General features: G+C 36.5%; 6 protein-coding genes and 1 pseudogene. All 7 read left to right on the forward strand.

Annotated elements, in window-relative coordinates:
• Window position 1: 1 nt before the first annotated feature.
• The gene (locus RT405_RS04615) at window positions 2-760 is read left to right on the forward strand and encodes a MurR/RpiR family transcriptional regulator (RefSeq protein WP_396163272.1); all 759 of its coding nucleotides are present in this window, start codon (window positions 2-4) and stop codon (window positions 758-760) included.
• A 125-nt stretch (window positions 761-885) separates the two neighbouring features.
• Window positions 886-2,496, forward strand: coding sequence for a PTS transporter subunit EIIC (locus RT405_RS04620; protein ID WP_313467975.1), 1,611 nt, complete (start codon window positions 886-888; stop codon window positions 2,494-2,496).
• Between the two features lie 23 nt (window positions 2,497-2,519).
• Window positions 2,520-3,845: a 6-phospho-alpha-glucosidase gene (locus RT405_RS04625; protein WP_313467976.1), complete on the forward strand. Its 1,326-nt coding sequence runs from the start codon at window positions 2,520-2,522 to the stop codon at window positions 3,843-3,845.
• 174 nt (window positions 3,846-4,019) lie between these two features.
• Entirely contained in the window at window positions 4,020-4,226 is a 207-nt protein-coding gene (locus RT405_RS04630) for a hypothetical protein (RefSeq protein ID WP_313467977.1), read from the forward strand.
• A 203-nt stretch (window positions 4,227-4,429) separates the two neighbouring features.
• Window positions 4,430-5,539, forward strand: coding sequence for a glycine cleavage system aminomethyltransferase GcvT (gene gcvT / locus RT405_RS04635; protein ID WP_313467979.1), 1,110 nt, complete (start codon window positions 4,430-4,432; stop codon window positions 5,537-5,539).
• A 60-nt stretch (window positions 5,540-5,599) separates the two neighbouring features.
• Window positions 5,600-6,004, forward strand: coding sequence for a glycine cleavage system protein GcvH (gcvH, locus tag RT405_RS04640; RefSeq protein WP_313467981.1), 405 nt, complete (start codon window positions 5,600-5,602; stop codon window positions 6,002-6,004).
• 3 nt (window positions 6,005-6,007) lie between these two features.
• A pseudogene (locus RT405_RS04645) lies at window positions 6,008-6,521 on the forward strand (glycine dehydrogenase); the annotation flags it as partial.

Consider the following 6,521-nt stretch of genomic DNA (forward strand, 5'->3'; position numbering starts at 1 on the left):
GATTGATATCAGCAAATTGATTCAAGGGAAAAATGTAACGGAGTTGGATATAAAAATCTTGAATTATATTATTGAAAATATAGATAACGTTTTGCAAATGGGAGTGCGAGAGATTGCTAAAAAAAATTATACTTCACCCTCTACTATTATCCGATTGTCTCAAAAATTAGGATATACAGGTTTTGTCGATTTATACTATCAATTGCTCCCAATGGTGAAAAAAGCAGAAGTTAATCAACAAGATTATACAAGTGGAATGTTCAGTATTCATCAGCAAGACTTGTTGAATTACACTACCGACCAAGAAATCAAAATGTTTATTGAGCGCATTTTATTATTAAAACAGAAATATATCTTTATTTATGCAACAGGATTCTCTGCAATTATAGGAGAGTACATCTATAAAAAGTTATTGGTACTTGGGAGAAAAACAATTATTGCAACTGGAACAGATTCAATCGGTGTTTTTGAAAACAACTTACAAGATATCGGTGCTTTAATTGTAATTTCAAAATCAGGCGAAACACAACAGGTCATTGAAAAGCTTTCTATTGCAAAAGAAAGCGGTATTTTTTCAGCCTCATTTACTAAAGAAACTGCTAACAGAGCAGCTCATTTATCTGATTTAAACTTTAAAATAATGGATAATAATAAATTAGATGATCGCAATATGCTGCCAACTGCTTTTTTCTCCAAGTTGTTGATGTTGTTTGAATTTATTATAAAAGAGTATTTGCAGACTTTAAATGCAGAAAATTGATTAGCTAGAATAATGGAACGTGTTTCAGTTTACTGAAACACGTTTTTTAACGCTCTGAACTTGTATACAATGAAACGCTTACAAGATAAACTGAAAATAGAAAAAGACAACAGGGGGGAAAAATAATGAAGACAAAATTAATGGATGGTATGCAGCGATTTTCAAAAGCAATGTTTATTCCAGTATTGATTCTACCGATTGCAGGGATTTTAATTGCTCTAGGAAATCTATTTACGAATGCTAAATTAATAGAAACGATTCCATTTTTTGATAATCCGATTACAACTGGTTTTGGGATGATTTTATCTGGATCATTGGTATCGATTCTAAATAATTTAGGACTAATATTTTGTGTTGGTTTAGCAGTAGGATTAGCTAAAAAGAAAAAATCAGAAGCAGGTTTTACATCTTTACTAGGTTACTTAGTATTTATCAATGCGATGAATAAATTTATGGAACTCAAAGGAATCTTGGTTGAGGCTGATTCATTACAAGGAACTGGACAAGCATTAGTCATGGGGGTTCAAGTCCTAGATATGGGCGTTTTTCTAGGAATTATTTTAGGAATCGTAACTGCATTCGTTCACAATAAATTTGCAGATAAAGAATTTAACAATGCTTTCCAAATTTATGGCGGTTCTCGATTTGTCTTTATTGTTTTGATTCCAGTCGTCGTATTATTGGCAATTATTTTTACTTATGTTTGGCCTTTCTTCCAAAATGGAATCAATAGCTTAGGTACATTGATCAACCAAAGCGGAAATTTCGGTATTTTCTTATATGGCACATTGGAACGTCTATTGATCCCAACGGGACTGCATCATCTAGTGTACACACCGTTCTTATATACTTCATTAGGTGGCGTCCAAGAAGTAGGAGGACAATTGCTAGAAGGAGCAAGAAATATTTATTATGCTGAAATTGCTGATCCAAGTGTAAGTGTTCTTTCTCCTAGTGTTATCTGGGATGCACGCGGCATTTCTAAAATGTTCGGGTTGATTGGAGCTTGTCTAGCTATGTACCAAACAGCCAGTCCTGAAAATAAAGGAAAAGCTAAAGCTATTTTGATTCCAGCTGTTGTGACTTCATTTATCGCTGGTGTCACTGAGCCAATTGAATTCTCTTTTATGTTTATTGCTCCTCTTTTGTTTCTTATTCATGCAGTATTTAGCGGCTTGAGTATGGTAGTTTTGAATCTTTTAAATGTCAGAGCTATCGGTCCAAATGGTTTTATTGATTTCTTATTATATAATTTACCGCTGGGAATTGAAAAGACCGGCTGGCCGATGTATATAGCAGTTGGACTTCTATTTTTTGTTCTTTACTATGTTACCTTCCGCTTTTTGATTTTGAAATTCAATTTCAAAACGATTGGACGTGAAGAAGCCGGGCAGGAAACAAAACTGTATTCTAAAAAAGAATACAATGAGGCAAAAGGCAAAAAAAGCAGTGGTACCACATCTCAAGAAACTCAGGGAGGAGCCACTATGGCTAGCGTGATTGTAAATGCATTAGGAGGCGCTGGTAATATCAATACGGTAACCAATTGCTATACCAGATTAAGACTAACGTTAAATCAGCCAGAAATGGTCGATGAAGCAATTTTGAAAAATGAGACAGGAGCCAGCGGAGTAATTATTAAAGACCAAAATGTTCAGGTTGTTTATGGGCTGCAAGTCAATAGTGTTAGAAAATCCGTAGACCAATATTTAGGTAGAGAAGAAGACGATGAATAGAAAATAGAAAGGAAGATAAAAAAATGAAGAACTTTTCAGTAGTGATTGCAGGAGGCGGAAGCACATTTACGCCAGGAATTGTCATGATGATGTTGGATAACTTAGATAGATTTCCAATTAGAACATTAAAATTATACGATAACGATGAAGCAAGACAAGCTATTCTAGGAGAAGCATTAGAAATCTTATTAAAAGAACAAGCACCAGAAATCGACTTTTCTTATACAACGGATCCAGAAGAAGCCTTTACGGATGTAGACTTTTGTATGGCCCATATTCGAGTAGGGAAATATGCGATGCGTGAACAAGATGAAAAGATCCCATTAAAATATGGAGTCGTCGGGCAAGAAACCTGTGGCCCAGGAGGCATTGCTTATGGAATGCGGAGCATAGGCGGCATGTTGGAAATTATTGATTACATGGAAAAATACTCGCCAAATTGCTGGATGTTGAACTATTCTAATCCAGCAGCTATTGTTGCTGAAGCTTGCCGTGTTCTTCGTCCAAATGCTAAAGTACTAAATATTTGTGATATGCCAGTTGGAACATTAAGAAGAATGTCTCAAATTATTGGCAAACAACCAGAAGATTTAGAAGTTCGATATTTTGGATTGAATCACTTTGGTTGGTGGACAAGCGTAAAAGATAAGCAAGGACATGAATATTTGCCGCAAATCAGGGAGTATGTTGCAGAAAATGGGTATTTAACTCAAATCGAAGTTGACACACAACATATGGATCAAAGCTGGCAAGAGACACACAAAAAAGCAAAAGATCTCTTAGCTGTCAATCCGCGGTATCTACCTAACACATATTTAAAGTATTATCTTTACCCAGATTACGAAGTAGAACATTCAAACTGTACGTATACACGGGCGAACGAAGTGATGGATGGACGAGAAAAGACTGTTTTCACAGCTGCCAAGAAAATTATTAAAAACGGAACTGCCGAAAATAGCGGCTTTACGATTGATAGCCATGCTTCTTTTATCGTAGATTTAGCTCGTGCCATTGCCTTTAACACCCATGAAAGAATGTTGATGATTGTGGAAAACAATGGAGCTATTGCAAATTTTGATGATGACGCCATGGTAGAAGTTCCTTGTATTGTAGGCACTGATGGGCCAGAACCGTTAGCTCAAGGAAAAATCCCGCCATTTGAAAAAGCACTGATGCATCAACAAGTAACAGTAGAAAAATTAGTTGTAGAGGCTTATGTTGAAGGGAGTTACCAAAAATTATGGCAAGCTTTCACACTATCAAAAATGATTCCAAGCGCAGAAGTAGCAAAAAATTTATTAGATGATTTAATTGAAGCAAATAAAGGTTTCTGGCCTGAATTAAAATAAAAACAATCAAAACGAAAGGCAAGAAGAGAAGGTAAACAATCTCTTCTTGCCTTTCTTTCTATTTATATAAAGATAATATAGAAAATGAAAGTGAAAATTTGTACAATTAGGAAAGAAAAAGATAGAATAAAAGTGCAAAGAAGTAAACGATCAATTGAAGAGGATGAGGACCGTATGGATATGCAAGACGTTGGGAAAGCGACTCGTGTATTATCAAGTGTAATTGGAGTAACGCTGATTGCTTATGGAATCTATTTGTTGACCGAAAAAGAACCTCCTCAAAAAGAAGAGCCTCCGTCATCGGCTAGCTATTCGGTAGATTCAAGTAATACTGAACATAGTTCATTGAAACCCTTTAGCAAAGAAAGTTCTGGTGATTAATATGAGCTGATTGAACACATTTATTCAATCAGCTAGGTAAACTATAAAAGTTTAATTAACAAGAATGCTAGTAGCTAATCGCATGGTGTGCGGTTATAATAAATAAAGAGCTAAGTTTTTTAAACTATTAATCAATTAGCAAAAAATTTGAATAGTCATAACTACTAAACTTATAAAAAGGATTTTAAATGGAGGGATGCTAATTGTCTTCACTGAATAAGTTAAAACAAACGCCACTGTTTGATTATTATCAAAAGCAAGGCATTAAGTTAGTTGATTTTGGCGGGTGGGCCATGCCAATCCAATTCACTGGGATCATTGAAGAACATCAAGCAGTTCGTTTTCAAGCTGGTTTATTTGATGTATCTCATATGGGAGAATTTTTAGTTGAAGGAGAAGATGCAGAAGATTATCTCAATTATCTGTTAACAAATGATCTAACTAAAATAAATGTGGGCCAATCTCAATATCATGCGATGTGTTATCCAGATGGAGGAACAATAGATGATGTGATTGTTTCAAAACTAGCAGAGAATAAGTACCTGATCACTGTAAATGCAAGCAACATTGAAAAGGATTTCAAGTGGATGCAAGAGCACCTTACTGGAAACGTAAAGTTGGAAAACTGGACTTCTTCCATGGGCTTATTAGCTTTGCAAGGTCCGCATGCTGAAAGTATCTTACAAAAATTAACTACAACAGCGTTAGAGGACTTGCCTCCTTTCCATTTTATCCAACAGGTCCAGCTGGCTGAGATAGAGCATGTTTTGCTCTCACGTACGGGTTATACAGGCGAAGATGGATTTGAACTATACATCCCAGCGGATCAAACAGAAAAGCTATGGCATATCTTGCTTGAGGCAGGTACAGAAGCAGGTTTAAAACCATGCGGCTTAGGTTCACGTGATACATTGCGACTAGAGGCCGCTCTTTCATTATATGGGCATGAATTATCGAAAGAAATCAATCCACTTCAAGCAGGAATCGGATTTGCCGTGAAAACGGGTAAACAAAGTGATTTTATTGGAAAATCTGCTTTGACTCTTCAAAGAGAAAGCGGAGTGAAGAAAAAAATTAGAGGATTCGAATTGACCGGCAAAGGTATTGCGCGTTCTGGCTGCAGAATTTTTTCTGAAGAGGGCGAAGAAATTGGGTTTGTAACATCGGGTACAAAATCACCTACATTAGGAAAAAGTATAGGGCTGGCCTTGTTGGACACAACTAAAAGCCATTTTGGAACAACCATTAAAGTGGAAGTTCGTAATAAATTAATTAATGCGGTTGTTATGAGAACACCTTTTTACCGAAAATAAACAGTCAAGATTTAACCAAAGAAACCAATCTAGCATTTAAGCGAAAGGGAGTTAAGAATTATGAATGAAATGAAACGTTATTATACTGAAGAGCACGAGTGGGTTATGCCGATTGGAGAAGATCAAGTACGTTTAGGAATTACGGAATATGCTGCTAAAGAACTAGGAGACGTTGTTTATGTGGAACTGCCTGAAGTAGGGAATAAAGTAAGCTCAGGTGATGAAATCGGTACAGTAGAATCGACTAAATCAGCTTCTGTTATCTTTTCACCGGTTTCAGGTGAAATTGTTGCAGCGAATGAAGAGTTAGAAGATGCGCCAGAATTGGTAAACGAAGGACCATTGAATGAAGGTTGGATGACTGAAATTCAATTGGCTAATCCAGATGAACTGGCAGAACTATTAAGCGAGGAAGATTATACCGCACTAGTGGCTGAATTGGAAGCAGACGAAGAGGAGGAATAAAGAATGGTAAATGACTTTAGATACCTTCCAGATACCGATCAAGATCAAAAAGACATGCTAGCTGCTTTAAATATTTCTTCAGTCGATGCATTATTTGCAGATTTACCTAATGAAATTCGATTGCAAGAACCGTTGGCTATTCCTGCAGCTGTTCCGGAATCCATACTGATGAAAAAAATGCGCGAATTGGCAAATAAAAATAAAGATGCAAACCGCTATTCTTTATTTTTAGGCGCAGGGACCTATGATCATTACATTCCAAGTGTAGTTGATCATGTTATTTCGCGTTCTGAGTTTTATACGGCGTATACTCCTTATCAAGCAGAAGCCAGCCAAGGAGAATTGCAGGCGATCTTTGAATTCCAAACGATGATTTGTGAATTAACCGGTATGGACGCAGCCAATTCATCTTTATATGACGGGTTTACAGCAATTGGTGAGGCTGCAACGCTTGCGATTCGCAGCACAAAACGGTCTAAAGTAGTGGTTTCAAAAGGAGTTCACCCTCAAGGACGAG

Origin of the sequence: Carnobacterium sp., from assembly GCF_032094055.1 — a bacterium.
In the GTDB taxonomy this organism is placed as follows: domain Bacteria; phylum Bacillota; class Bacilli; order Lactobacillales; family Carnobacteriaceae; genus Carnobacterium_A.

Excerpts from the sequence above, each read along its gene's own strand:
- RT405_RS04620 (WP_313467975.1), top strand. The coding sequence starts at position 886 with ATGAAGACAAAATTAATGGATGGTATGCAGCGATTTTCAAAAGCAATG.
- RT405_RS04625 (WP_313467976.1), top strand. The coding sequence starts at position 2,520 with ATGAAGAACTTTTCAGTAGTGATTGCAGGAGGCGGAAGCACATTTACG.
- RT405_RS04630 (WP_313467977.1), top strand. The coding sequence starts at position 4,020 with ATGGATATGCAAGACGTTGGGAAAGCGACTCGTGTATTATCAAGTGTA.
- gcvH (WP_313467981.1), top strand. The coding sequence starts at position 5,600 with ATGAATGAAATGAAACGTTATTATACTGAAGAGCACGAGTGGGTTATG.